Here is a 22921-nt window from a genome sequence, read left to right as displayed (position 1 = left end):
CCCATCCGATGGCCACGCCCCCTTGCGGCATCGCGATTCCGCAAAGCTTCATTGACGCGCCGATTGACGTAAAGCTGATCCGCGAGTTCCTTCCGCGGGCCGAGGCGCTCGGTTTCGACAGCCTGTGGGTGCAGGAACAGATAGTCGGCGACGTCCCGATTCTCGAGCCGGTCACACTGCTGACCTACGCCGCCGCCCTGACGTCAAGGGCGCGGCTGGGCACCTCGGTGCTGCTTACGGTGATCCGAAACCCTGTGCAATTGGCAAAGAGCTTGGCTTCGCTGGATCAACTGAGTAACGGAAGGTTGATCGTCGGGATCGGAATCGGCGGGGCTCACGTGCCCGAGGCGGTATTCGGCGTGCCGAGCGAGGGGCGGGCGCGCCGGTTCGTCGAAGGCGTGCAGGTGATGAAGGCGTTATGGATGCAGCCGCGGGCGTCGATGAACGGCGACTTCTGGCGCTTCGAGAAGGTTGCGATGGAACCCAAGCCTGCGCAGAGGCCGCATCCGCCGCTATGGTTCGGCGCACGCGACGCGATCGGGCTGAGGCGTGCGGTGCGCCACGGCGACGGATGGATGGGTGCGGGGTCTTCGTCGTCGGCCGACTTCGCCGCCCAGATGGAAATCCTGCGCCGATTGCTGGACGAAGCGAAGCGCGACCCAGTGTCGTTCGGAATTTCCAAGCGCGTGTACATCGCGGTGGACGACGATCGCGAGCGCGCGGAGCGGATGCTGCGCGAATGGTTCGCCGTTCGCTACCGCAGCGCCGACATGGCCTCGCGCGTGAGCGTTTGGGGCAGCCGCGCCGAATGCGCTGAAAAGCTTGCGGCGCTGGTCCGCGCCGGAGCGCGCCATCTGATGCTCAACCCGGTGTTCGACGAGATGGAGCAGATGGAAGTGCTGGCGAACGAAGTAATTCCCGCGCTGGGATGACCCTCACGCCGGTACTGGGGAGACTGACCTTCGATGGGCTCCTCGTCGAATGTACCAGGCGGGTCCGCGAGTATCGCTTCATTGGCCGGTGTCCGAGGGGCCATGCGCCGCTGCTGTCGCCAAGAGCATCAAGATCGCCGCCCTCCCCGATACCGCCTTCTTCACGCGCATTGTGATCTCTACCCACTGCTGCGAAGATCACACGCCGCGGTTTACGAGAGCGGGACCGATCGCATCCGCGAGCGAGCCGCTTTTTTAATAGTTTAGAGGAGAAACCACCACGCCACGGCCACGTTGGTAGCAATAAACGCGGCTGGCAAGCCCTTGCGAGCAAAGACCCGGATCCGCAGCGCACGCGCTCCGCGCTCGCGCCGATGGTGGAAGTGCACGGCCACGAGTTCGACGATCGACAGGAAGACAAATATGTAACAGGTCAGAAAGAAAGCGTCGACGTATGTGAGGTAGGGCACGCGGGGCAGCGAAGCCGCGATCGAAAACCCGAATGCGATGATGGTCAGGATGGTGGTGACCGAAATCGTAACCTGCGAGGAGAGGTCCATCGGATCGACCCAAAAGACGGTCCACGACAGACACACCATCAGCAACAGCGGCAGGAAAACCTTCCAGATGTAGAACGCGGACCTGCGCCTGATCGCGATGTCAAAGTCGAGTTGCGAGATGTAACGCTTGCCGTTGTCGAGGCGGACCCGGCGGCTGGCGAAGTCGATTGCGCCCACCTGCCATTGGGCAAGTGCGTCGCTCGCACCCTGCTCGATGCCGGTCATCTCGGGCCGGCCGGCGAGAAGCTCGCGCGAGGCGTTGGCAAGAAAGGGCTGCACCGAGAGCCGCAGCGTCTGGGAATCGAAAGGGAAGCGGCGCAGGTAAAAGCGCGAGGAGAGCGACACGCTCCAACGTTCCAGGTAGCGGACCGAGCCGTCGGGGCGCGCGCTCAGTTCGCCGTCGTAGCGCGTATGCGGGGTTACCGCGTTCGGAAACTGAAAACGCGGCATCCAGATTTCGCCCGGCTGATACACGCGCCAGGTGTCGTCGTCGCCGTGCGGCGTATAGACGAGGCGTGGATCCTTCCAGTCCGCGATCAGATAGCCCACCATATCCACGCGCTGAGCGACTTCGTCGATCGCGGGGATGTTCAGAATCCAGAGCGCCACGGAGACCCGGACCGGCTGGCCGTTTACGGTCGGCGGTTCGAGGAGCGCGGCCTGCGCCTTGGGCGACACTTCGGCTCCCGCGCGGCCCGTCATCAGGGCCATGAGCGCCACCATGCTGGTCAACAAATGAAGAAATGCCCGCCGTCGCGTGTCGGCCATCATTGACTATTAGCGAAGTATCCTGCCCGTCGAGGCGCTGGAAGTTCAAGTCCCGCGGGTGGCTCGCGCGGCTGAGCCGGTCGGCGGCTACTCTTTGTGGTCGGATACGTATTTGCCGCGCAAGAGCGCGCTGGGGTTGCGCTGCAGGTAATTGGCGAGCTCGCGGATCGCGTTGGAGGCGTCCGAGAGGTTTTCCAGGGCGACGTCCAGCCGATAGGTTAGCGGCGAGTCGGCAGCGACCGTCGCCTGGATCGCCGACATCGCGGCCGACATCTGCGTCAGCGTGGCTTCGGCCTGGCGCGAGGTGTTCTGGAGGCTCGCCAGCAGCGGGCCGCCGTCGTTGTTGAGATTGTCGGAGAGGCGACGAATCGAGGTGAGCGTCGCGTTGAGATTGGTGGCATCAACCTTGAGCGAGGGTGTCCTTCAGGTCGCGCGACGACACCAGTTCCTTGGCGGCATTGGCGGCGTCGGTCACCGACTGTGCGAGCGCGAGGAAGTCGACCTTTTCGAGATGAGCCAGCGCGACGGTCGCGCTTTTCTGGACCTGCGCGAGGTTGGTCGAAGTGGTGGGGACTTCGCGGATACTCGCGCCGGGCTCCAGCACCAGGTTCGCCGGCGTATCGGGGAAGAAGTCGAGCTCGATGAAGAGGATGCCTGTGAGCAGGCTTTCCATGTTGAGCTGCGCGCGCAGCCCGCGCCCGATGAGCGCGTCGAGCTCGGCCGGCTTCAATGCCTCGCCGGTGCCGCCCTGCTTCCTGAGCTGCGCCTCGTCCACGTCGATGATCACCGGCAGCTCGTGTGGCAGTTGCGGCTTGACCCTGCCGTATGAGGGCGGAAGCCTGAGCATGATCTTCTCGACTCTCCCGATTTCGACGCCGCGCACCTTCACCGGCGCTCCCACTTTCAGTCCGTTGAGGCTGCCTTGGAAAAAGCAGACGAAGCGATGTGGGCGGCGGAAAAGCTGCCCGGAACCAAGCACGGCCAGCGCCACGACCATCAGCGCGATGCTGCCGACGACGAAGACCCCGATCGCGGTGGAATTTACCCGCTTAGCCATGGCTTCCCGTTGAGACTCCAGCCTGCTCGGCGCCGCGGGTCAGGAATCTGCGCACGGTCGGATGATGCGAATGCGCGAGCAGGTCCTTGGGATCGCCATGCGCGATCGCGGCCTTGCTCTCGGCGTCGAGGAAGATGCTGTTGTTGCCGATGGTGAAGATGCTGGCCAGCTCGTGGGTGACGACCACGATGGTCGCGCCGAGACTGGCGCGCAGCTCGAGGATCAGGTTGTCGAGCAGACGCGAGCTGACTGGATCGAGCCCGGCCGAGGGCTCGTCGAAAAAGAGAATCTCGGGGTCGAGCGCGATCGCGCGCGCGAGCCCCGCGCGCTTCTGCATCCCGCCGCTGATCTGGCTTGGATAGTAGTCCTCGAAGCCCCGTAGGCCGACCAGCGCGAGCTTGAGCGCGGCAATTTCGTGGATTTGCGCGGGCGTGAGATCGGTGAACTCGCTGAGCGGCATGCCCACGTTCTCCGCCAGCGTCATCGAGCTCCACAGCGCGCCGCCCTGGTAAGTGATGCCGAAGCGGCGCAGGATGCGCTTGCGCATCGCGGGCTCGGCGCGGGTGAAGTTCACGTCGCCGTAGAGGATATCGCCGGTGGCCGGCTCGATGAGGCCGATCAGATGGCGCAGCAGAGTGCTCTTTCCGCAGCCGCTGCCGCCCATGATGATGAAGATGTCGCCGCGGCGCACGGTGAAGTTCAGCTCGCGCATCAGCACGAAGCTCCCATAGGCCATCGTGAGGTTGTGCACCACGATATGCGGTTGGCCCGCCGCGCCGTTGCCGGCGTTTGAATTCGTCTCAGCTATCGCGTGCGCTCGCGCCTTTCATATGTGCAAGCGGTTGGTAACCACCGCGAAGACGCCGCAGGCGACCACCACCAGGACGATCGAGGTGACCACCGCGCGGGTCGCCGCGTCGCCGACGGCAGAGGAGCTGTTGCCGCATCGGAAGCCCTGCAAGCATCCGGCAAGCGCGATCAGGCCGCCGTACACGGTCGCCTTGAAGAGGCCGAGGAAGAGGTTGGTCAGGCTAAGCGCCGAGATGGTCTCGCGCATGTACATCGTGGGTGAGAGCCCGAGCATCCCGATTCCGATCGCGGCGCCGCCCGCGATTCCCATAAGGTCCGCGTACAGGCCCAGCAGCGGCATCATCAGCACCAGCGCGCTGAGGCGCGGCACGACCAGAAACTCCAGCGGCGACAGGCCCATCGTGCTCAGTGCGTCGATTTCCTGCGTGACCTTCATCGTGCCGAGCTGCGCCGCGAAGGCCGCGCCGGTGCGCCCCGACATGATGATCGCGGTCATCATCGCGCCCATCTCGCGCACCATCCCGATCCCAACTAGGTCCGCGACGTAGATCGAGGCGCCGAACTGCTGGAGCTGGACGGCGCCCATGAAAGCGAGGATGACGCCGATCGGGAATACCGTTCGTGATTAACCCAGCGGCGGGCGTGTAGCGAATAGATACACTCGCCGCCAGTGCGTGGCGCGAACAGCGGCATCGCGCGCCGATACAGCCGCGCGCTGGCTCTGTTGGGCGGCCGCCGACGGAACGTCAGCCTGCTTCCGGGTCGTCGTCTGCCGCCTGCCGAGGCCTGAGGCGCGCTCGGGTCGGAGACGGGTCTGCTGCATGCCCCAACTATGACGTAACGATCCCCATCCTTTTGCCGGCGGCCCCTTGAAAGGGTAGATGAACGTTCCGCCGGCCCGCGCTATCACAAATCCGGCGAGCATTGCCGACCGATGCCGCAGCGACTGTGCGTGGCGGTCAAGGCGATTGTGCGTCACGCCAAACTCACCCTGCGCGCAGAATCGGCCGTCGCTTAAGGAGGCGATGCTCTACACAGTAGGCGCCGGTTTGGCTAGTCGAGACAGGCCGGGATTTGGTCGGGGCGGCCGGATTTGAACCGGCGACCACACGCACCCCAAGCGTGTGCGCTACCAGGCTGCGCCACGCCCCGACCCGCAGATGCCGCGCAGCCGCGAGCCGGCGGCGCGGTTCCTGAAGCCACGCCAGTATAGTTGCGCGCGCGGCCAAATGCAGCACGCGCCGGTGCGTGCCGCGTTCAGGCCTTTTTTTTCGCCGCCACCCGCGGACGCCATTGCCAGTACGAGCGCAGATCGATGGCGAACGTCCACGCGTTGCGCGGCTGAGCGATCAGATGGACGATTTCGTTGCAGATCGCTTCGGTCGAGACGAAATGGTCCGGCTCCTCCTCGGGAGCGCCCTCGGTGATTCGCGGCAGGCCGACCGCCCCGTCAACGTCGAGCGCGGCCGAATGGATGCCGAGATGCATGTACTCGTAGGCGACCGACTCGGCCAGCGCGCGCTGCGCCACTTTCGAAGCGTTGTATGCCGAGTACATCGCGGGACCGCCGCGGGTCTCCGAGCCAAGGACGAAAATTATCGTGCCCCGCTCGCGCGCCGCCATTCGCGTGACCACCGCCTGCGTGCAATAGAACGGCCCGTAGGTGTTGACCTTGAGCTGGAAGTCGAACTCGTCCTCGGTGATCTCGTCGAAGCGCTTGCGCAGGTAAGCGCCGGCGTTGTTGATGAGCACCGCGATCGGACCGAGCTCGCGCTCGACGGCTTCGACCGCGGCCAGCACCTGCTCGCGTTTGGAGACGTCGGTCGGCGTGACCAGCGCTTTGCCGCCGGCCTGGCGGATAAGCTCGGCCGTCTCTTCAAGCTGCGACTTGGTGCGCGCAATAAGCCCGCACGCGTAGCCCTCGCGGGCCAGGCGTTGCGCAATGTCGCGCCCGATTCCGCGTCCCGCACCCGTGACCAATGCAACCTTTGGTTCCGACATGGCGCGCATCTTAGCCGAGCCAGGCGCCGGCTGAAAACCCGCGCAGCGGGTTCGTGGTTGGAGAATTTGTCGCCGACGCCGACCCTCCCGCAAGCCTGAATGTCCATGTCCCTGCAGCCTGAAGTGCCAAAATAGCGGAATGCGACTCGCTTGGCCCTCATCAGACGCCGGTGTAGCCTGAGGGCAGGCTTTGGGGCGTCAGCAGGAGATACAATGAAGTTTCGCAGCCCACGACACGGGTGCGGCGCTGCGGCGGGAGCAGCGTTGGTCGGCGCTGCCCTGATGTTGGCGGCGTCGGCCGCCACTCCCGCCTGTGCCCGCGACGCCAGCTCGGCCGACTCGGATTGGGAGCGCGTTGACAGCGTTCTGGAAATCCCTCCTGTCTATAAGCCGGCCGCCAGAAGCTCCGCGCCGGCCACTGCGGACCTGCCGCCCGATGGGAGCGGCTGCGAATCGCAAAAGCTGGGTTCGGGCGCCGACGGAGCGGTCGCCGTTGCGGGCACCGCGGACACCGCGTGCGCGGCGGCCGGGAGCGCTTCGGATGACCGACAGGTGTCGTCGTCGGATTCCGGGCAGCGGGAGAGCGATTCTGCCGACTCGCCAGCCGCGGCTGACCCTGCCATAGGCACGCTCGACGATTATCGCCAGCAACAGGCGGCCGCCGAGGCGGCCGCACGCGCCGCAATCGGGCAGATTCCGGTTGTTGTAGGACCCCCGCTGGTGCCCTATTATCTGCCGCGCGCTTATGCGGCGCCGGCGCCTGCGATGAACCATCTATACGTCCCTTCCACGGGCTTTGCGAATATAGCGCCGCGTGCTTCCTGGATGCCTGCGCCTGTGACGCCGATGGTGGTGCCGCCACCGGCATGGGCGCCGCAGCCAACGGTCCCGATGGTGGCGGCGCCAGCGCCGATGTTTATCCCGCGAACGTTTGGCAGCTTCGGGAGAAGCGCGGGCTATGGCGCGGCGGCGGGAGGCTGGCGGAGGTAATCGGCCGCCCAAAAAGACGGCCTCGACCTATGAGACGTGAAGACCCCCATGCTCGTAGTTATTGATGTCGGCAACACCCATACGGTGATCGGGATCTATGACGGCGAGCGCCTGCTCCATCACTGGCGCCTGTCGACCAATCCCGCCCGGACCACCGACGAACACGGGGTGATGATCGGCGCGCTGCTTCAGAGCGCCGGGGTCGAAGCGCCGCTGCGTCCCGAGGGCGTGGCGATCGCGTGCGTGGTGCCGCCGCTTAACCGCACGATGGAAGAATTGGCCCATCGCTACTTCCATCGTGAGCCGCTCCTCGTCGGCCCCGGGATCAAGACCGGGATGCCGATTCTATACGAGAATCCCAAGGAGGTTGGCGCCGACCGGATCGTGGACGCGGTTGCCGCCTACGAGCATTACGGCACCGCCTGCATCGTGGTCGATTTTGGCACCGCAACCACGTTCGACTACGTGACCGCGCGCGGCGAATACGTGGGCGGTGTGATCGCGCCGGGACTGGGGATCTCGATGGACGCGCTGGTCGAGCACGCGGCCAAGCTCTACCGGGTCGAGCTGGTACGCCCGCGCGAAACTGTCGGCCGCACCACGATCGCGGCGATCCAGTCCGGGTTGATCTTCGGTTACACGGCGCTGGTGGACGGCCTCGTCGAGCGCATCAATCGCGAACGCGGCGAGCATGCTCACGTGATCGCGACCGGCGGCCTGGCCGACCTGATCGCGCCCGAGTCGAAGACGATCGAGCTGGTCGACGAATTCCTTACGCTCAAGGGTTTGCGGCTGATCTTCGAACGCAACCGACGCACGACCGCGGCGGGCTTGTCGGCGGCGTCAGGGGAACGCGATGACAAGGCCACAGCGAGTCGTCACTGACTCGATGATCGGGCTTAAGCTGCCCGACTTCACACGCCACTCCGAGCGGGTCGCCACCGTGCTCGGCCATAACCCCGGGCCGTTCACCGGCCCCGGAACTAACACCTATATCGTCGGCAAAGGCCGGCGCCCGTTGCTGCTCGACACGGGGGCGGGCGTGGCGATCTATGAAGAGCTGCTACCGCGCGCGCTCAAGGAGCTGAGCGACAGCACCGAGCTGGATCGTGTCGTCTGCACCCATGCGCACGCTGACCATATCGGCGGAGTTCCCCAGGTCCGTCGCCACTTCGGCGCACTTGCCGTATTGAAGAAGCCATGGCCCGACCATGACCGGCTCGCGGGCGCCCCGATCACGGCGATCGACGACGGCGCAGTGGTCACCATTGACGGCACCACGTTGCGCGCGGTCTTTACGCCTGGGCATGCGCCCGATCACCTGTGCTACTATCTGGAAGAGGAGAGGGCACTCTTCACGGGCGACGTGGTGCTGGGCGCCGGCACGACCGTGATTCCCGACGACACGGGTGACCTCAGCCAGTACATGGCTTCGCTGCGACGGCTGCTCGAACTCGACCTCGCCGTGATCTACCCGGCGCACGGGCCGGTGATTCGCAACCCGCGACAGAAGATCGAGGAGTATATTGCCCATCGCGAGCTGCGCGAGCGGCAGGTGCTCGATGGGCTCGCGAGCGGCGCGTCGCTGTCGCCGATGGAGCTGGTCAAGAAGATTTACACCGACGTGCCGGAGTTCCTGCACACTGCCGCCGCGAATTCGGTCCGCTCGCACCTCAAAAAACTTCGCAATGAAGGACGCGTGGTCGAGCACGATGGCCGCTGGAGTCTCAGCTAGGCGGCGCCCCCCGCCGCTCCTAAAGGTCGCTGCAATCGTTGCGGCGCTCGCGCTCGGGGTAACCACCGCTTTCGCCGGCGATGAATCCGGAGCGTGGGTCCCAGCCGGCTCCGGCGAGGCGTTGGCCGCGACCCCAGCAGAGGCTGATAACGGAGGCGGCGCCGCAACAGCGAAGGTTCCCGCAACTTCGCCGTCCCCCAGCGCTGAAACGTCGCCGACGCCGGGCGCTGTCGCGGCTTCCGGGGCAGACTCGTCAACGCATGGCACGCAGGCAAACAGCGGTGGTTCGTCGGGGGCGAGGTCCGGCGCGGCCTCCGGCGCGAGTCCCGCTTCGGCCAACACTGCCGAAGCGGCCTCCGAACCCGCGGCGGTCACCACCGAAACTATCATGGTTCCGCCGCCTGCGCCGGGCGAGGTTGAAGAGGGACTGTTGGGCGGGCCGGCTCTAACAGACAGCGTCGCGCACGAGGGGGCAGCAACGGCCGCCTCGTCCGGCTCATCTATGGCGGCCGATCCAAAGATTGCCACGCCAACTCCGCCGCCGGCGTACAATGCTCCGGTACTTCCGGCCGACCAGCAGGATCGGTACACGGCCCCGCCGGGAACGACGATCATTCCGCCTGCGAGCCCACCTCCGGCTGGAGCACAAGAGGCCGGCGCGGACAATTCGCAGGTGTCGGATTACCAGGCCAATCAACAGATGCCCCTCAACGAGCCTCAGTTACATAGCCTCCAGGAGTTCATGAGCGAGGGCGTTAACGCGTCGCCGCTGGGAATCGAACTCCAGGAGGGCCAGCGCAAGTTAAACGGCCGCCAAGTCGACGGCCTGCTGGTGGTGGGGGTGCAGTCCAACAGCAGCGCCGCGAAGGCCGGCATCCAGGCCGGCCATCGCGCTGCCCACGACGTGCTCGAAGGCGCGGCGGTGGCGGCCTCGCTGGTTTTTCCACCGGCGGTGTTGGCGGTGCCGGTAATCGAAACGATCCAGCTCGGCGAAAATTACGACATGATCATCGGAGTGGACGGGAACCGGGTGACCAACTTCATGGATTTCGAGGATCAGTTGCGCGACGCCCAGCCCGGTGAAACCGTCTATCTCAACATCCTGCGCTCGGGAAAACGGCTCCAGGTGCCGGTCAAGATGCCGGCACAGAACGCGGCGAATCTATACCCCTAAACGCGCGTCTAATCCGCAGCCGGGCTTTACTCCGGCTCGTCATCGTAATAAGAGATCGCAGTCCGTTGAGGCGATAAGCCCGGCGAGACTGATGAGGAAGGGCTTTCCTCCGGGTACACCCGGAGGGGTTGCGACATAGGCTTGGGCCAGCGCCTGGATCCTGACGACAGGGACCGGGACCCCTTGGATGCTTGAGCTGCTCTTGAGGGCACGTTCGATGCGGGGTTGCCGGTGCGCGGTGGCCCCGCATTTTTGTCCGGCACGTTTTGCCTGAGGGTTTGGCGATGAACAAGGACAAGGTTCGTGTCACCGACCTGGCGCGGATGAAGGCCGAAGGGCGGCCGATCACGATGTTGACCGCCTACGACTTTCCTTTCGCACGGATTTTCGACCGCGCCGGCGTGGACGTCCTGCTGGTGGGCGACAGCCTCGGGATGGCGGTGCAGGGGGCCGACAGCACCCTCGGCGTGACTGTGGAAGACATCCTCTACCACACGCGGATCGTCGCGCGAGCGCGTCAGCGCGCGCTGCTCGTCGCCGACATGCCGTTTCTTTCCTACCAGGTCAGCGTCGAGCAGGCGATGGTGAATGCCGGACGGATGCTCAAGGAGGGCGGCGCCGAGGCAGTCAAGCTCGAGGGCGGAACCGTGGTCGCCGACACCGTGCGCAGGCTGGTTGACTACGACATCCCGGTGATGGGCCATATCGGGCTGACCCCGCAGTCGGTCCATCGGATGGGTGGCCATCGCGTGCAGGGTCGGCGCGCAGGGCGCGGCCCCGGATGCCGCGAGCGGCTGATCGAGGACGCCGCGGCGCTGGAGGAGGCTGGCGCCTTCGCAATCGTGCTCGAAGGGATCCCTGTCGAGCTTACCGAAGAGCTGACCGCGCGGGTCAAGGTGCCGACCATCGGCATCGGCGCAGGCCCCGCCTGCGCCGGGCAGGTACTGGTGATGCACGACATGCTGGGGCTGAGCGAGGGTTTCATGCCGCGCTTCGCCAAACCCTACGCCCAGTTGTGGAATGACGCGGCCTGTGCGGCGGCGGCCTACGTGCGCGAGGTGCGCGAGCGCACCTTCCCCGCACCCGAACATTGCTATCACCTCAGGGGAGCCTGACGATGGAAATCATCACGACTCCGACCGCGATGCAGCGCCGGGCCGAGAGCGAGCGTCTGGCGGGCCGGAAGATTGCCTTCGTGCCCACGATGGGCTTTCTGCACGAGGGCCATCTCAGCCTGATGCGCGAGGGGCGACGGCGCGCCGAGGTGCTGGTCGCCTCGATCTTTGTCAATCCCACCCAGTTCGGGCCCAACGAGGACTTCGGCCGCTACCCCCGCGCCTTCGAGCGCGACTGCGAGATGATGAGGACGGTGCCGGTCGATCTCGTCTTCGCGCCCGAGCCCGAGGCAATGTATCCCGAGGGGGCGGAGACCTGGGTCGAGGCGGTCGAGATTACCAAGGGGCTGTGCGGTGCGCATCGCCCGGGCCATTTTCGCGGGGTCACCACGGTGGTCGCCAAGCTCTTCAACCTCGTCAAGCCGCACTACGCGATGTTCGGCGAGAAGGACTTCCAGCAACTGCGCGCAATCCAGCGGATGGTCAAGGACCTCAACTTCGACCTCGAGATCGTGCCGATGCCGACGGTGCGCGAGCAGGACGGAATCGCGATGAGCTCGCGCAACGCCTATCTGAGCAGCGAGGAACGCGAGCGGGCGTTGAGCTTAAGCCGCGCGCTCAAGGCGGTCGGCGAGACCTTCGCCGCTGGCAGCCGCGATCCGCGCGACCTCGTGCGCACGGCGTGCGCGGTGCTGAGCGCCACGCCCGGGGTCAGGATCGAGTATATCGAGGCGGTGGACGCCGAAACGCTGCGCCCGATCGCGCGGGTCGAGCGGCCGGTGGTGGTCGCCATCGCCGCGCACGTCGGCAAGACGCGGCTTATCGACAACGCGGTCTTTGCGCCGGCTTAGCGTTTCGCAGCGGATCAGCGGCGCCGCCACGGTCAGGGCGTTCTGCCGCGAAAGGGCCGAGCAGCGCCATTTTCGCTCGCACATGATCAATCTGTACGAGCGCGTTTTCGAAAAGGTGCGGCTCGCCTCGGCCGACCGCGTTGCGCAGGCGATGGGCAATCAGAGTCGAAGCGCGGCCCCGCACCGCACGGCTTGACGCCTGGTGAATCAGGTTCTCGGATTCGGTATCGACGGCCTCCGGAGAGCCGGCGCCGCGCGCGCCCTTACAGCCAGCCTGGGAGCGAGAACAGTGGGCCGGGCACCACGCGGACCAGGTTGACCACGTGCAGCTTGGAAAACGACGCGGCGACCCGCGCGGCCTGCTCCTTGTCGGATTCGCTGTGGACGTCGCCCCACAGATAGGCGCGATCGCCGACGACGTGCGCGGACACGTTTTGTAGCGCGCCGACCTGGAGCAGGGCGGCGTTGATCTGCTTCTGCTGCGTCATCCACTGGCCGGTGACCGTCGTCAGGCGATCCTCGACGCGCCTCACCCCGCGCACGCGGCTTGCGGTCAGCACTGCCTGGCGGCTGGCGGCGTCGTCGAACACGGTGCCCGAAAGAACCACTGCCCCGCGCGCATCGGCCCGGGCGCGAGCCCCTGCGAGGTTGCGGTCGGCGCGCAGCGCCGCTTCGACGCGGTCGCCGAGTGTGTAGCGATAGCGGTGTGTAAAGGCTGTGCGATGCAGATGGCGGCGGGTCGCGGTGCGCGCAGCCGCCGCCGGAGCGCCCGTCGCGATCGCCACGGCGAGGGTCAGGATGGGCGCCACCACACGCCTTAACGAATTTCCGTTGATCGTCATGCCGATGCCTCCGGTGCCGCTACGGATTTTTTAATACGCGGGCGGGAGTTGGGACAAGGTTGAGAGAGGGGCCGCAGCGGGGTTAGCCTCGAAGTGGAGGCGGCAGGTCATCATGGCGCAAGGCGTCGCACCGCAATTCTCTCAGGGCGCGCTGGCCGTGCTGCGCGAGCGCTACCTCGCGCACGATCCCGCGCGCGGGGTGAGCGAGGAGCCGCACGACATGCTGCGCCGCGTGGCCGAGGCCGTCGCCGCCGCCGCGCGGAGCTTCGGCGACGATCCCGGCTACTGGAGGGCACGCTTTCTCGAACGCCTGGAGCGGCTGGAATTTCTGCCCAATTCGCCCACGCTGATGAATGCCGGCGCGCCGGGCGGACAGCTCGCCGCATGCTTCGTGCTGCCAATCGAGGACGATCTCGGCTCGATTTTTTCCACCCTCGCGCTCGCCGCACGTATCCAGCAAAGCGGCGGCGGCACCGGCTTTTCCTTCAGCGCGCTGCGCCCACGCGGCGAGCGCGTACGCTCGACCGGCGGCATCGCCTCCGGACCGGTCTCGTTCATGGAGCTCTTCGATCACACCACCGAGGTCATCCGCGCCGGTGGACGCCGGCGCGGCGCCAACATGGGTGTGCTGCGCGTCGATCATCCGGACATCGAAGAGTTCGTCGAGGCCAAGCGCACGGCGGGGCGGCTTGAGAACTTCAACCTCTCGGTCGGGATGACTGATGCGTTCTTTGTCGCGCTGGCGGCGCGCGCGCCGTTTGAGCTGCGCGATCCGCGCGAGGGACGGGTCGCGCGCAGGATCGACGCGGAGAAACTGTTCGACACGATCGTCGGCGCGGCCTGGGAGACCGGCGACCCGGGAATGATCTTCCTCGACGAGATCAACCGCCATAATCCGACACCCGCGCTGGGTGCGATCGCCGCCACCAATCCGTGCGGCGAGCAGCCGCTTCTGCCCTACGAGTCGTGCACGCTGGGCTCGCTCAACCTGGCGGCCTTTGTCGGCAAGGACGAGGTCGATTGGGAGCGGTTGCGCACGGCGATCGACGACGCGGTGATCTTTCTGGACAACGTGATCGAGGTTAACGCCTATCCGGCCGCGGAAATCGGCGCGGCCACGCGGCGCACGCGAAAGATCGGACTCGGCGTGATGGGGCTCGCGGACCTGCTGGCCGAGCTGGGCATTCCCTACGACTCGCCGCAGGCGCTCGCGTTGGGCGAGCGAATCGCGGAATTTTTGACCCAACAGGCGCGCGCCCGCTCAGCACAACTCGGCGAGCAGCGCGGCGCGTTCCCGGCCTTCGAGCAGAGCGTATGGCCGTCGCGCGGGTTCAAGGCGCTGCGCAACGCCACCGTGACCTGTATCGCACCTACCGGCACGCTAAGCCTGCTCGCCGGAGTTTCGGGCGGAATCGAACCCTTCTTTGCGCTGGCGACCGCCCGCCGCTTGCCGGGCGGACAGCGAATCGTGGAGATGGTCCCATCGGTTCGCCGGATGCTTGCCGGGCTGGGCCCGCTGCGCGAGAAGGCTCTCGCCGCGATCCGCGAGCATGGCTCGTTGGAGCGCATGGTAGAGCTTCCCGAGACGGTCCGCCGGCGCTTTCCGATTGCGCTTGAGATGCCACCGCAGGCGCATCTGCGGATGCAGGCGGCGTTTCAGAAACACGTCGATGCGGGAGTCTCCAAGACGGTCAATCTGCCGCCCGACGCGCCGCCCACAGCGGTCCGAGAAATCTTCCTCGAGGCCCATAAGCTCGGGTTGAAAGGAGTAACTGTCTATCGCTACGGCTCCCGTCCGGGGCAAACACTATCGCTGGTGGACGAGCAACGGATCCCCGATTGCCGAGAGTGCGCAGTGTAGGCCGGACTGACCAGGGAGCCTTCAGAGCTCCCCTCCATGATTAGCCTCTTATAGTTGCTCAAAACCGCTGATTAGCAAAGGTTGGCCGCCGCGATGCCGATCGCCGAGACACCAGGAGCCACGACGACCCGTCACGACGCCTTGCGGAAAGTCAGCCTGCTGAGGACCGCGAAGGTCGAAAACGGCGCCACCGCCGCCGAGGCGGACAGTGCTCGACGCTTGGGCGAGACGCTCGTTGACCGCAACGGCAGGGAGACGCGGGATTTTCTTCATCTTGAACGTCCACTGCGCAGCGGTCGGCAGGGCAGTTGTGGGTCTATTGAGAGTGCCTCGCCGGCGAGCACGGGCCGAGGTTGAATCACTTTGGCATGCGCGGGAGCATTCGGCTCGACGGCGGCAAGCCTGCTGATCGTGATTGACCAGCGCAGTGACGAGTGGCAGGCACAACGTGCCTCTTCGAGAGGCTATGAAACCGTGCGTCGTGGACGCGGCCTAGAATCCTTCCGGAATTACGTCAGGATGCACGCCGGGCGCTATACCATCGTCCGTGCCTGAGGCGGGCAAGACGATCCACGCCCGATTCAAGTGAGACGTCTCCAACCAGCCCGGTGGCTGGTGCCGGGTACTTGGCCGACTGGGGTGGTACCGCCTCGCTGGGGCGCCAAGGTCCGCGCCGGGTCGCGCCGTCGTGACATTTTTGGGGCCGGTTTGTGCGTGCGCACGGATGGCACCGAGGTTGCTTGATGTCCCATCAGTGGAGCTTTTCTACAGTGATGGAGAAGAAAGTCCTGATGGCTGACGACGAGGCTGATCTCGTCATCACTTGCGCCAGGTTCCTGGAGCAACTCGGCTACCGGTGTCTGCGCGCTTACGACGCAAGCCGCGCGATCGAGTTGCTCGCTCGCGAGGAACCTGACCTGGTGATAACTGACTTTCAGCTTCCCGACCGCACTGGAATCGAAATTGCCCGCCACATTAGACAGACGCATCGGCGGACGCCGGTGATTCTCATCACGGCGTACAACGAACCCGGCCTGGCCGAGGCAGCCTGCGAAGCCGGCGCCGACGTCTACCTGACCAAGCCTTTCTCGCTTGGCGATTTGGCGAAGGCCGCCGACCGGGCGCTGGGCCAGAGTCAATTGCACTAGGCAATTCGCGCCCGCCTGCGTTGGCTACTTTGCCTGGATCGATTTTATGTAATCGACCAACAGCTTGATGCGTTGGTTGACTTCTTCGGTGGTGCGCTGCGCCTGGATACCCCCGCGGGCGCGCGGTTTACGAAAGGCAAGTCCCCAGATCGGCATCGCGCGGCTGCCGTGCGCGGCGACGGTTTCGCTGCCTTCGATGAATCCCTCGACCCGCTTCTCGGGGAATTCGCCGTTATTGTTCTTGGCCAGCATCGTCAAGTCCGCGGGCTTCTTGGTGAGCGCCGCGGCGACCGGGCCGTCGCCCTTGCCGTCGGTGCCGTGGCACTGCGAGCAATGGCGGCGGTATTCCAGCTTGCCCGTAGTCACTTCACCCGGAGGCACCATACTGACGCCGCCTCTCTCCTGAGCCGGTGCCTGACCAGCGGAGCCCAGCGCTAAACCCAGACCCAGAGCGGAAACCATGCACCAGAGTTCAAGTCCGCGCATAGCGATGTCCCTCCTCGGATCGCTTATAACGCCGCGCGATAGTTGACGCAAAACAAATCAATGGTGCGAATGGTGCCATTCAAATGCCTCATTCGGGGCCATCGTGCGAGGCAAATCTGTATCGCGGCCTCCTCCGTCTGGCGCAGCTTTTGCGTTCCCATCGTGAAGGACGGAGCATGTACGAAGCGGAATACAAGGCAAAACTGATGACGCCCGAGGCCGCGGTGAGGCTGGTTCCCGCGCGCGGCAATCTGTCGATGGGAATGGCGATTAGCGAACCGCCCGCGCTGCTCGCGGCGTTGGAGGCGCGGGTCAGGGCAGGTGAGATCGAGAACTTGCGCGTTTACTACTCACACTCGGCGCCGGCCGCGATGAGCACCATCCTGAAGTACGAATACATGGAGGTCATCAAGCCGCATCCGTTCTTTCCTACCGCGATCGAGCGCGAGCTCGCGCGTCGCGGGAGGGAGGAGCATCGGCGCGTGGTCTTTTACATGCCGGGCAACTTTAGCGCGATGCCGCGGATGCTGGAGGAGATCGGAATCGATGCCTTCCTGGTAATGGTGGCGCCGATGGACAAGGGCGGCTTTTTCAGTTGCGGAACCAACGGCGATTACACAATCCCAACCGCGCGCCGCGCCCGGCGGCTCATCGTCGAAGTCAATCGGCGGATGCCGCGCGTGTTCGGGGACTCGGCGGTGCATATTTCGGACGTCGACGCGATAGTCGAGCACGAAAGCCCGCTGCCCGAACTGCCGGTGCGTCCGATAAGCGACACCGACCGCGCGATCAGCCGGCACATCGTCGAGATGATTCCCGATCGCGCAACGCTGCAAATCGGTGTCGGCGGAGTGCCTAATGCCGTATGCGCTGCGCTCAGCGGCCACAAGGACCTCGGCATCCACACCGAGCTGATGACAGCGCCGGTCGCCGCGCTTATCCAGTCCGGCGCGGTTACCAATCGTTACAAGACCATCAACCGCTACAAGAGCGTCTATACGCTGGCGGGCGGCGACGCCGCGCTGTACGAATTCTTACACGACAACTCCGGGATGGAGCTCTACCCGGTCGATTACGTCAACGATCCCTACGTTATTGGCCGCAACGATCGCGTGATTTCCATCAACGCCTTTCTCCAGGTGGGGCTCGACGGCGAAGTCAACTCGGAGACCCTGAACGGCAAGCAATACAGCGCGCCGGGTGGCCAGCTCGACTTCGTACGCGGCGCCCAGCTCTCGCGCGAGGGCAAGTCGATCCTGACCGCCTACTCGACCGCGGCCGGCGGGAGTGTCTCGCGCATCGTCGCGCGCATCGAAGGGCCGGCGACTGTCCCGCGCGCCGACGTCCAGTACGTCGTCACCGAGTACGGGGTGGCCGACCTGCGCGGCAAATCGGGCGCGCGGCGGGCCGAGGCGCTTATCGCGATCGCCCATCCGAATTTCAGGGACGAGCTTTCCCGCCAGGCCGCCGAGCTTGGCTATCTCTAGAGGCGAAGGAGCCGACGGCAATGAAATGCCCAAGCTGCAACAGCGAATCCATCGCGCCCGACGTTCGCAGCGTCGCACTCGAGCGCCCCGACGGCCGGTGGCGGCACTTTCACGGCGAGTGCATGAACTGCGGCGAGCACCTGTGGTGGAACGCGCATCCGGGCGACACCGCGCCGACGACCAGGGCTGGCGTCCACGAGTGCGCCTTCTTCAGGCCGGCCGAGAGCTGAGCAAAGCGGCCAGCGCCGGCCCGAGTCAGCGGCCGGTGATGCGCCCCGGCGCGCGCGATGCTATCCTTCTCAGCATGAGCAGCGTGCTGGTTCCTATCGTGGTCGAGCAGACGGGCCGGGGCGAGCGTTCCTACGACATCTACTCGCGCCTGCTCAAGGACCGCATCGTATTCGTCGGCGGGCCGATCAATGATGATGTCGCCAACCTGGTCACCGCGCAGCTGCTGTTCCTCGAATCCGAGGATCCCGAGCGCGAGATCAACATGTACATCAACTCGCCCGGCGGCTCGGTCACGGCGGGGCTGGCGATCTACGACACGATGCAGTTCGTCAAGCCGCCGGTTTCAACCCTGTGCGTGGGGCAGGCGGCAAGCATGGGCGCGGTGTTGCTGGCGGCGGGCGCCAAGGGCCGGCGCTACGCGCTGCCGCATTCGCGCATCATGATCCATCAGCTCTCCGGCGGGTTCGAAGGCCAGGCGGCGGATATCGACATTCAGGCTCGCGAGGCACTGCGTCTGCGCGAGATCCTCAACAATATCCTGACCGGCCACACCGGGCAGCCGCTCAAGCGCATCGAGAAGGACACCGACCGCGATTTCTTTATGAACGCGACCCAGGCGGCCGAGTACGGGATTATCGATGAAGTGATCGCCAGCCGCCCGGGCAAGGTCAGCGGCTAGCGCCGCGGGCAGCAGGCCTCAGCCTGCGGTTAGGGAGCCAGACCCAGGTCGCGGCTGCAAAGGCGCGCAGGCGCTCATCGCGGCGGCTACTTTTTGCCGGCGGCGATCTCCTTGCCGCGCCGCTCCATCAGATCACCCATCTCCTTGAGCATCCGCCCGCGAATCTCCATCATCTCTCCGCGCGTCTTGGGATCGGACAACATTTCGGGACCGTTCATCATCCCCATGCCCATTCCGTGCATCCCCATACCCATCGAGCCGGGGCCTCGCATGTAGCCCATCGGGCCGGAACCCATACAGGGGCATGGTCCGCACGGCGCCATCATGTGCTGGCCGCGCATCATCCCTGGTCCGCCGCCCATCATACCCGACCCGCCCATCATGCTGCCCGGATTTGACGGCGCGGCGGATTCGCCGCTTTGAGCAGCGGGCGCTGCCGACGAGCCTTGGTGTCCGGGGTTCTGCGCCATGGTGGGGGCGTCGTACGCCATGACCAGCAGGGCCAGGGCAATCAAGCCAGCGATTGTTAGCAATGTTCGATTCATCGCGAGTCCTCCTTAAGAGCGCGGATCGGAGCAGTTTCTGGAGCGATCCGCATCGAACTGCGCCGGCTGCCGGACGCTATCGGGCAGACGTGCGCAGCCAGGCCCAGAACCTGGCGATCCAGCGCCGGTCTCTGGACGCCGATGTGTTCCTTCGAGTCAGAGCTGCCGCTGACTTGGGCAACGCTCTGACGCACTGACTCGTCGTGGGACGAAGCAGCGATCGCAGTCGCGGACGGCGTCGCGCTTCGCTGATGGCTATGCAGCGGCCCATGATGACGGCTCCTCTCAATTCAGCCGGAAGCAATCTCGCGGCCACTGCGAGGTGGTGCTGCAAGTGTGAAATCCTGCGGTTTCAATTCGGTAAGAAATCACTTGCCCAGAGGGTGGGGCACGCGCTCCCCAATAGGAAACTTCGACGCAACTGGCGCGACGCCCCGAACGGAGGCGGCTGTAGCGGGATAGACATAAGTGCTGCGCGCGGAGGCAGGCGGTTTGGCGCCAGATGGCGCCGAGAAATGTTGCATCATCGCGGGGCCGATCCCCGTCCCTTCCCCGGCCGCAGTTCGCTGAGCATACGACTAACTCTAACCACAGAAGTGGCATGCTGCTTGCCAATACGTTGAGCAAGCTCGTCCCCTTAGGGCGACGGACTGAGAAAGGAACAATCCACATGAACCTCCCGGAAATCGAAAGTGGAACGGAACCCCGCCGCTGCTCGCTTGTCAGGCCGATCCGTGACCATGAAGGACGAGTCCGGTTCCACGAAAACCCGGTCATCGTGAAGGAGGTCAACAACCTCGGCCGACTGATGTACCTGGTCAGGTTTGACGACGGCGCCACCACGTTCCTGTTTCCGGACGAGGTTGTCCGGTAGCCGGCGTGTGCGGGCTCTCGTCGGGGAATTGCGGGCATGAAGGTAAAGGAACTTATGGTGCGCGAGGTCCGCGGCGTGGCGGCCGACGACTCGCTGGGCGAGGCCGCGCGCATAATGTGGGAGCACGACTGCGGTTGCGTGCCGGTGGTTGATCAGGAACTGCACGTGGTCGGAATGCTTACCGACCGCGACATCTGCATGGCCGCCTACACCCAGGGCGTGAGTCTTGGCCAGGGGCGGGTGGCGAGCGCGATGTCGCGCCGGCTGTACTGGTGCGAGCCCGAGGACAGCGTCAGGGAAGCCGCGAAGATCATGCGCGAGGTCAAGGTTCGGCGCCTGCCCGTGATCGACCCCGAGGGCCACCTCGTCGGGATCCTTTCGCTCAACGACATCGCGCGCAAGGCGGCGCGCGAGCGCACCGGCCGGGCGGCGCGCGAGGTGAGCGAGTCCGAACTGGGTGCGCTGGTGGCCTCGATATGCGAACCGCGCCACCCCAAGCGCGTACTCGCACGCGCAGCGTAACTCCGATGGCCACCACCGCTGCCGAACAGACGGTTGCGCACGTGCGGGGGCTCCTGGAACGCGAGCCCCGCATCAATCTTCATCGCTGGCCGATCGCGCTGGAGCTTGCGCCCGACGGAGTACTGACGATGAGCGGCGAGGTCGAAAATCTCGCGGCCAAGAAGACCGCGCTACGCCTCGCGGCGTCGGTCGCCGGCGTGAGCGGTATTGTCGATCGCCTGCGCGTCGTCGCGCCGCGTCCGACAGGAGACGGGGAAATTCTCGACCATCTGCGCGACGCCCTTCTTCAGGAGCAGGCGTTTGCGAACTGCACGCTTGTCGTTATCGAGCGAGGCAAGGCTTCGACGATACGCCAGCCGACGGCGGCGGCCGGCTTGATCCAGATCGAAGTTGCCGATGGCGTCGCGACATTGAACGGCCACGTCACGAGCCTCGCCCACAAGCGATTGGCCGGCTTGCTGGCATGGTGGGTGGCGGGGGTCCGCGACGTCGTCAACGGCCTCGAGGTTGTTCCGCCCCAGGATGACAGCGACGATGAAATTGCCGATTTCGCGCGCCTGGCGTTCGAGAAGGACCCGCTGGTAAGTGAGACGAGGATCCGTGCGCGTGTCGCGGGCGGCGTCGTCACGCTGGAGGGGCTGGCTTCGGGGCCGAAGGAGCGCGATGCCGCCGAGGCCGACGCCTGGGCCATCTTTGGTGTTGATCAGGTAATCAACCGTATACAGACTGAGCGCTAAACAAGATGCCGGGTGAGCCGTCTTCGGGGTCGGGCTGCGCGCGCGCGGCGATGGAAATCCACAAAATTCACGACTATCTGTGGGAAATTCCGCGCCGAGGCGACATGCTGGTGCCCGGGCGCATCTACGCCAGCGCGCGGATGCTCGAAGAGCTGCGCAACGACCCGGCGCTGACCCAGGTCGCCAACGTCGCCTGTCTGCCCGGGATCGTCGGCTACTCGCTGGCGATGCCGGACATCCATTGGGGCTACGGCTTTCCGATCGGCGGCGTCGCCGCGGTGGACGCGCACAGCGGAGTGATCTCGCCCGGCGGCGTCGGCTACGACATCAACTGCGGCGTTCGCCTCGCCCGCACGCATCTGCAGTACAAGGATGTCGCACCCAGGACCGATCGGCTCGCCGACGCGCTCTTCGAGCGCATCCCGGCCGGCGTCGGCTCCGAGGGCGCGATTCCCGGGCTCTCGGTCGCGGAGCTGAGGCAGCTCGTCACCGAGGGCGCGCATTGGGCGCTGCGCAACGGCTATGCGACCAAGAGCGATCTCGAACACACGGAGGAGGGCGGCTGCCTTGCGACCGCCGACCCCGACAAGGTCAGCGAGCACGCCTACAACCGCGGGCGCAAGCAGCTCGGCACGCTCGGCTCGGGCAACCACTTCCTCGAAGTCAGCTGGGTCGATCACATCTACGAGCCCAAGGTCGCCCGCGCGTTCGGCCTTGAGGAAGGACAGGTCACGGTGCTCATCCACTCGGGCTCGCGCGGCCTGGGCCATCAGACCTGTGACGACTATCTGCGCGCGATCGGCGCGGCGATGCGCAAGTACGAGATACGGGTTCCCGACCCGCAGCTCGCCGCGGTGCCGATCCTCTCGCCCGAGGGCGAGGCGTACCTGGGCGCGATGGCGGCGGCGGCGAACTTCGCCTGGTGCAACCGGCAGGTGATGATGCATCTGGCGCAGCAAGCGTTCCTTGAGGCGCTCGGGCTCAGCCCACGCGAGCTCGGCTTCGCGCTCATCTACGACGTCTGCCACAACGTGGCGAAGTTCGAACGCCACATCGTAAACGGCGAGCGCCGGCTCGTCTGCGTCCATCGCAAGGGCGCGACACGCGCCTTCGGCCCGGGCGATCCCGCGCTGCCCGAGGCGTTGCGCGCGGTGGGACAGCCGGTACTGATACCGGGGGACATGGGCCGCTACTCGTTCGTGCTGGTCGGACTACCGGCGGCAATGCGCGAGACGTTCGGTTCGTCGTGCCACGGCGCGGGGCGCATGATGAGCCGCGCGCAGGCCAAGAAGCAGGCCCGCGGGCGCGACCTGTTTCGCGAACTCGCGGAGCTGGGCGTGACCGTGCGAGCCCAGAGTCGCGGTGGAGTGGCCGAAGAGATGCCCGCCGCGTACAAGGACGTGGCGGAGGTGGTCGAGGTGATGGAGGCGGTGGGGGTGACACAGCGGGTCGCGCGGCTCAAGCCGTTTGCGGTAATCAAGGGCTGAGGCCGGCGAGCGCGCTCGCGTTGAGACCC

24 protein-coding genes and 1 tRNA gene are annotated in these 22921 nt (G+C 65.7%); 15 read left to right on the top strand and 10 right to left on the bottom strand.

Annotated elements, in window-relative coordinates; genetic code table 11:
- Window positions 1-8 precede the first annotated feature (8 nt).
- A complete protein-coding gene (locus VFB33_16335; protein ID HZO83264.1) occupies window positions 9-932 on the top strand; it encodes an LLM class flavin-dependent oxidoreductase in 924 nt (307 codons plus the stop codon).
- Between the two features lie 263 nt (window positions 933-1195).
- On the opposite strand, the gene VFB33_16330 is transcribed toward VFB33_16335, so the two are convergent.
- The 7 genes from VFB33_16330 to VFB33_16300 all read right to left on the bottom strand — a co-directional run bounded on the left by VFB33_16330 (window position 1196) and on the right by VFB33_16300 (window position 6128).
- Window positions 1196-2203, bottom strand: a complete 1008-nt coding sequence (locus tag VFB33_16330; protein ID HZO83263.1) for a hypothetical protein — start codon at window positions 2201-2203, stop codon at window positions 1196-1198.
- Window positions 2204-2347: 144 nt separating this feature from the next.
- Window positions 2348-2533: a hypothetical protein gene (locus tag VFB33_16325; protein ID HZO83262.1), complete on the bottom strand. Its 186-nt coding sequence runs from the start codon at window positions 2531-2533 to the stop codon at window positions 2348-2350.
- A gap of 127 nt (window positions 2534-2660) precedes the next feature.
- Window positions 2661-3317, bottom strand: coding sequence for an MlaD family protein (locus VFB33_16320; GenBank protein ID HZO83261.1), 657 nt, complete (start codon window positions 3315-3317; stop codon window positions 2661-2663).
- A complete protein-coding gene (locus VFB33_16315; protein ID HZO83260.1) occupies window positions 3310-4053 on the bottom strand; it encodes an ATP-binding cassette domain-containing protein in 744 nt (247 codons plus the stop codon). Before VFB33_16315 ends, VFB33_16320 begins: the two co-directional genes overlap by 8 nt.
- Window positions 4054-4143: 90 nt before the next feature.
- Complete coding sequence (locus VFB33_16310) at window positions 4144-4734, bottom strand: ABC transporter permease (GenBank protein ID HZO83259.1); 591 nt, start codon at window positions 4732-4734, stop codon at window positions 4144-4146.
- A 468-nt stretch (window positions 4735-5202) separates the two neighbouring features.
- A tRNA-Pro gene (locus VFB33_16305) sits at window positions 5203-5279 on the bottom strand.
- Window positions 5280-5384: 105 nt separating this feature from the next.
- Window positions 5385-6128, bottom strand: a complete 744-nt coding sequence (locus VFB33_16300; GenBank protein HZO83258.1) for an SDR family NAD(P)-dependent oxidoreductase — start codon at window positions 6126-6128, stop codon at window positions 5385-5387.
- A 1038-nt stretch (window positions 6129-7166) separates the two neighbouring features.
- Here VFB33_16300 and VFB33_16295 point away from each other — a divergent pair.
- From VFB33_16295 to panC, 5 genes are all read left to right on the top strand, one after another.
- Window positions 7167-8003, top strand: coding sequence for a type III pantothenate kinase (locus tag VFB33_16295; protein HZO83257.1), 837 nt, complete (start codon window positions 7167-7169; stop codon window positions 8001-8003).
- Entirely contained in the window at window positions 7975-8853 is an 879-nt protein-coding gene (locus VFB33_16290) for an MBL fold metallo-hydrolase (GenBank protein HZO83256.1), read from the top strand. The genes VFB33_16295 and VFB33_16290 overlap by 29 nt, the downstream gene beginning before the upstream one ends.
- Window positions 8854-9595: 742 nt before the next feature.
- Window positions 9596-10027 (top strand): PDZ domain-containing protein, encoded by a 432-nt coding sequence (locus VFB33_16285; protein ID HZO83255.1) that lies wholly within the window; start codon window positions 9596-9598, stop codon window positions 10025-10027.
- A gap of 284 nt (window positions 10028-10311) precedes the next feature.
- The gene (panB, locus tag VFB33_16280) at window positions 10312-11142 is read left to right on the top strand and encodes a 3-methyl-2-oxobutanoate hydroxymethyltransferase (protein ID HZO83254.1); all 831 of its coding nucleotides are present in this window, start codon (window positions 10312-10314) and stop codon (window positions 11140-11142) included.
- Between the two features lie 2 nt (window positions 11143-11144).
- Complete coding sequence (gene panC / locus VFB33_16275) at window positions 11145-11993, top strand: pantoate--beta-alanine ligase (GenBank protein ID HZO83253.1); 849 nt, start codon at window positions 11145-11147, stop codon at window positions 11991-11993.
- A gap of 263 nt (window positions 11994-12256) precedes the next feature.
- On the opposite strand, the gene VFB33_16270 is transcribed toward panC, so the two are convergent.
- Window positions 12257-12835 carry a BON domain-containing protein gene (locus VFB33_16270; protein HZO83252.1) on the bottom strand — a complete coding sequence of 193 codons (579 nt, stop codon included), beginning with the start codon at window positions 12833-12835 and terminating at the stop codon, window positions 12257-12259.
- Between the two features lie 112 nt (window positions 12836-12947).
- On the opposite strand from VFB33_16270, the gene VFB33_16265 reads away from it, so the two are divergent.
- Window positions 12948-14696 carry an adenosylcobalamin-dependent ribonucleoside-diphosphate reductase gene (locus tag VFB33_16265; GenBank protein HZO83251.1) on the top strand — a complete coding sequence of 583 codons (1749 nt, stop codon included), beginning with the start codon at window positions 12948-12950 and terminating at the stop codon, window positions 14694-14696.
- Between the two features lie 791 nt (window positions 14697-15487).
- Window positions 15488-15844, top strand: a complete 357-nt coding sequence (locus VFB33_16260) for a response regulator (GenBank protein HZO83250.1) — start codon at window positions 15488-15490, stop codon at window positions 15842-15844.
- A gap of 24 nt (window positions 15845-15868) precedes the next feature.
- On the opposite strand, the gene VFB33_16255 is transcribed toward VFB33_16260, so the two are convergent.
- Window positions 15869-16228, bottom strand: a complete 360-nt coding sequence (locus tag VFB33_16255; GenBank protein ID HZO83249.1) for a cytochrome c — start codon at window positions 16226-16228, stop codon at window positions 15869-15871.
- Window positions 16229-16506: 278 nt separating this feature from the next.
- Here VFB33_16255 and VFB33_16250 point away from each other — a divergent pair, with 278 nt between their 5' ends.
- The 3 genes from VFB33_16250 to clpP all read left to right on the top strand — a co-directional run bounded on the left by VFB33_16250 (window position 16507) and on the right by clpP (window position 18727).
- Window positions 16507-17817, top strand: a complete 1311-nt coding sequence (locus VFB33_16250) for an acetyl-CoA hydrolase/transferase C-terminal domain-containing protein (protein ID HZO83248.1) — start codon at window positions 16507-16509, stop codon at window positions 17815-17817.
- 20 nt (window positions 17818-17837) lie between these two features.
- Complete coding sequence (locus VFB33_16245; protein ID HZO83247.1) at window positions 17838-18047, top strand: hypothetical protein; 210 nt, start codon at window positions 17838-17840, stop codon at window positions 18045-18047.
- A gap of 74 nt (window positions 18048-18121) precedes the next feature.
- Entirely contained in the window at window positions 18122-18727 is a 606-nt protein-coding gene (gene clpP / locus VFB33_16240) for an ATP-dependent Clp endopeptidase proteolytic subunit ClpP (GenBank protein HZO83246.1), read from the top strand.
- A gap of 86 nt (window positions 18728-18813) precedes the next feature.
- Here clpP and VFB33_16235 read toward each other — a convergent pair whose 3' ends face one another.
- The gene (locus VFB33_16235; GenBank protein HZO83245.1) at window positions 18814-19272 is read right to left on the bottom strand and encodes a hypothetical protein; all 459 of its coding nucleotides are present in this window, start codon (window positions 19270-19272) and stop codon (window positions 18814-18816) included.
- 670 nt (window positions 19273-19942) lie between these two features.
- Here VFB33_16235 and VFB33_16230 point away from each other — a divergent pair.
- The 4 genes from VFB33_16230 to VFB33_16215 are packed head-to-tail and all read left to right on the top strand — an operon-like array spanning window position 19943 to window position 22892.
- Window positions 19943-20146 carry a hypothetical protein gene (locus VFB33_16230; GenBank protein ID HZO83244.1) on the top strand — a complete coding sequence of 68 codons (204 nt, stop codon included), beginning with the start codon at window positions 19943-19945 and terminating at the stop codon, window positions 20144-20146.
- 36 nt (window positions 20147-20182) lie between these two features.
- Window positions 20183-20668 carry a CBS domain-containing protein gene (locus VFB33_16225; protein HZO83243.1) on the top strand — a complete coding sequence of 162 codons (486 nt, stop codon included), beginning with the start codon at window positions 20183-20185 and terminating at the stop codon, window positions 20666-20668.
- A gap of 5 nt (window positions 20669-20673) precedes the next feature.
- The gene (locus VFB33_16220; GenBank protein ID HZO83242.1) at window positions 20674-21405 is read left to right on the top strand and encodes a BON domain-containing protein; all 732 of its coding nucleotides are present in this window, start codon (window positions 20674-20676) and stop codon (window positions 21403-21405) included.
- Window positions 21406-21455: 50 nt separating this feature from the next.
- Complete coding sequence (locus VFB33_16215; protein ID HZO83241.1) at window positions 21456-22892, top strand: RtcB family protein; 1437 nt, start codon at window positions 21456-21458, stop codon at window positions 22890-22892.
- Window positions 22893-22921 lie beyond the last annotated feature (29 nt).

The organism is Candidatus Binataceae bacterium, from assembly GCA_035650475.1.
Taxonomy (GTDB): domain Bacteria; phylum Desulfobacterota; class Binatia; order Binatales; family Binataceae; genus JAKAVN01.
The sequence above is the reverse complement of the archived record's forward strand: the minus strand, read 5'-3'. Positions and strand labels throughout refer to the sequence as shown.

Bases quoted from the DNA above. Each gene is read 5' to 3' on its own strand.
- VFB33_16330 (HZO83263.1), bottom strand. From the start codon at position 2,203: ATGGCCCTGATGACGGGCCGCGCGGGAGCCGAAGTGTCGCCCAAGGCG.
- VFB33_16230 (HZO83244.1), top strand. From the start codon at position 19,943: ATGAACCTCCCGGAAATCGAAAGTGGAACGGAACCCCGCCGCTGCTCG.
- VFB33_16235 (HZO83245.1), bottom strand. From the start codon at position 19,272: ATGAATCGAACATTGCTAACAATCGCTGGCTTGATTGCCCTGGCCCTG.
- VFB33_16285 (HZO83255.1), top strand. From the start codon at position 9,596: ATGAGCGAGGGCGTTAACGCGTCGCCGCTGGGAATCGAACTCCAGGAG.
- VFB33_16215 (HZO83241.1), top strand. From the start codon at position 21,456: ATGGAAATCCACAAAATTCACGACTATCTGTGGGAAATTCCGCGCCGA.
- VFB33_16250 (HZO83248.1), top strand. From the start codon at position 16,507: ATGTACGAAGCGGAATACAAGGCAAAACTGATGACGCCCGAGGCCGCG.
- VFB33_16300 (HZO83258.1), bottom strand. From the start codon at position 6,128: ATGTCGGAACCAAAGGTTGCATTGGTCACGGGTGCGGGACGCGGAATC.
- VFB33_16220 (HZO83242.1), top strand. From the start codon at position 20,674: ATGGCCACCACCGCTGCCGAACAGACGGTTGCGCACGTGCGGGGGCTC.
- VFB33_16265 (HZO83251.1), top strand. From the start codon at position 12,948: ATGGCGCAAGGCGTCGCACCGCAATTCTCTCAGGGCGCGCTGGCCGTG.
- VFB33_16225 (HZO83243.1), top strand. From the start codon at position 20,183: ATGAAGGTAAAGGAACTTATGGTGCGCGAGGTCCGCGGCGTGGCGGCC.
- panB (HZO83254.1), top strand. From the start codon at position 10,312: ATGAACAAGGACAAGGTTCGTGTCACCGACCTGGCGCGGATGAAGGCC.
- VFB33_16315 (HZO83260.1), bottom strand. From the start codon at position 4,053: ATGGCCTATGGGAGCTTCGTGCTGATGCGCGAGCTGAACTTCACCGTG.
- VFB33_16260 (HZO83250.1), top strand. From the start codon at position 15,488: ATGGCTGACGACGAGGCTGATCTCGTCATCACTTGCGCCAGGTTCCTG.
- VFB33_16320 (HZO83261.1), bottom strand. From the start codon at position 3,317: ATGGCTAAGCGGGTAAATTCCACCGCGATCGGGGTCTTCGTCGTCGGC.
- VFB33_16295 (HZO83257.1), top strand. From the start codon at position 7,167: ATGCTCGTAGTTATTGATGTCGGCAACACCCATACGGTGATCGGGATC.
- VFB33_16255 (HZO83249.1), bottom strand. From the start codon at position 16,228: ATGGTGCCTCCGGGTGAAGTGACTACGGGCAAGCTGGAATACCGCCGC.
- panC (HZO83253.1), top strand. From the start codon at position 11,145: ATGGAAATCATCACGACTCCGACCGCGATGCAGCGCCGGGCCGAGAGC.
- VFB33_16270 (HZO83252.1), bottom strand. From the start codon at position 12,835: ATGACGATCAACGGAAATTCGTTAAGGCGTGTGGTGGCGCCCATCCTG.
- VFB33_16245 (HZO83247.1), top strand. From the start codon at position 17,838: ATGAAATGCCCAAGCTGCAACAGCGAATCCATCGCGCCCGACGTTCGC.
- VFB33_16335 (HZO83264.1), top strand. From the start codon at position 9: ATGGCCACGCCCCCTTGCGGCATCGCGATTCCGCAAAGCTTCATTGAC.
- VFB33_16325 (HZO83262.1), bottom strand. From the start codon at position 2,533: ATGTCGGCCGCGATGTCGGCGATCCAGGCGACGGTCGCTGCCGACTCG.
- clpP (HZO83246.1), top strand. From the start codon at position 18,122: ATGAGCAGCGTGCTGGTTCCTATCGTGGTCGAGCAGACGGGCCGGGGC.
- VFB33_16290 (HZO83256.1), top strand. From the start codon at position 7,975: ATGACAAGGCCACAGCGAGTCGTCACTGACTCGATGATCGGGCTTAAG.